Origin of the sequence: uncultured Algibacter sp. (genome assembly GCF_947487605.1) — a bacterium.
In the GTDB taxonomy this organism is placed as follows: Bacteria; Bacteroidota; Bacteroidia; order Flavobacteriales; family Flavobacteriaceae; genus Algibacter_D.
Genome location: NZ_CANKXK010000047.1, coordinates 1 through 994, shown reverse-complemented (window position 1 = coordinate 994; position 994 = coordinate 1). Strand labels below are relative to the sequence as shown.

The window sequence follows — 994 nt, the reverse complement described above, 5'->3', positions numbered from 1 at the left end:
CACTTTTGTTGCGTCCGATTTTCCTGCGGAAAATCCTCGCGCACAAAACCGCACTTTCCATACACAAAAACGTTGTGCGTCATTAAAATCACTCAAAACCTGAAATATGAATTTAGTTAAATCGAACTTAGTCAAAGCGGAAAAAATCGCTATTGAATTGTTTAATGAAGTCGAAACTAGAAATCTAATAATTGATGGTAAAGACGAAGAAACATTGAATAGAGAAGTCTTTGATTTAGCAAAAGAATTATTCAATATTGAAAAACATTGGCACAAAAGAATTGTTAGATGTGGAGAAAACACATTACACCCGTATAAAGAAAATCCACCAAATAAGACAATTCAAAAAGATGATATATTATTTTTTGATTTTGGACCAATCATCGAAAACTGGGAAGCAGATTTAGGACGGACATACGTAATCGGTAAAGACCCTGTAAAACTGAAATTAAAAAACGATATAGAAATAGCGTGGCAGGAAACAAAAAATTGGTTTGACAAACAGACAGAACTTAAAGCTTCAAAATTATTTGAGTTTGCTGTGAACAAAGCGAAAGAATATGGATGGGAATTTGGTGGAGAAATAGCTGGACACTTAATCGGAGAATTTCCACACGAAAGATTAGAGCCTGGAAACTATCAATTGTATGTACATCCAGACAATCATAATGATATGTTTGACTTAGACATCAATGGACAAAAACGAAATTGGATATTAGAAATGCATTTTGTAGATAGAGAAAATAAAATCGGAGGATTCTATGAGCAATTATTAACTTAAAAAAACGAACGCACAACATTGTATAAAAATAATGCTTAAATTAGTGCTTAACTCAAGAGTTAGTACTCTTTTGTTAGCTTCTGATTTTCCTTCGGAAAATCCTCGCACACAAAACCGCACTATTCTTATACGTAACCGTTAGGCAACATTAGATGAAACCGTATATTGATAAAATATCTGAATTAATAAACCAAAAAGAAATTCGACACGAAA

At 32.7% G+C, this 994-nt stretch carries 1 protein-coding gene; it reads left to right on the top strand.

The genetic code is table 11. From position 1 onward, the window contains the following. Positions 1-106: 106 nt before the first annotated feature. Complete coding sequence (locus Q0739_RS14860; protein WP_298239523.1) at positions 107-781, top strand: M24 family metallopeptidase; 675 nt, start codon at positions 107-109, stop codon at positions 779-781. Positions 782-994: the final 213 nt, after the last annotated feature.

What these genes read in the sequence shown, in the direction of transcription:
- Q0739_RS14860 (WP_298239523.1), top strand. Translation starts at nt 107, where the DNA reads ATGAATTTAGTTAAATCGAACTTAGTCAAAGCGGAAAAAATCGCTATT.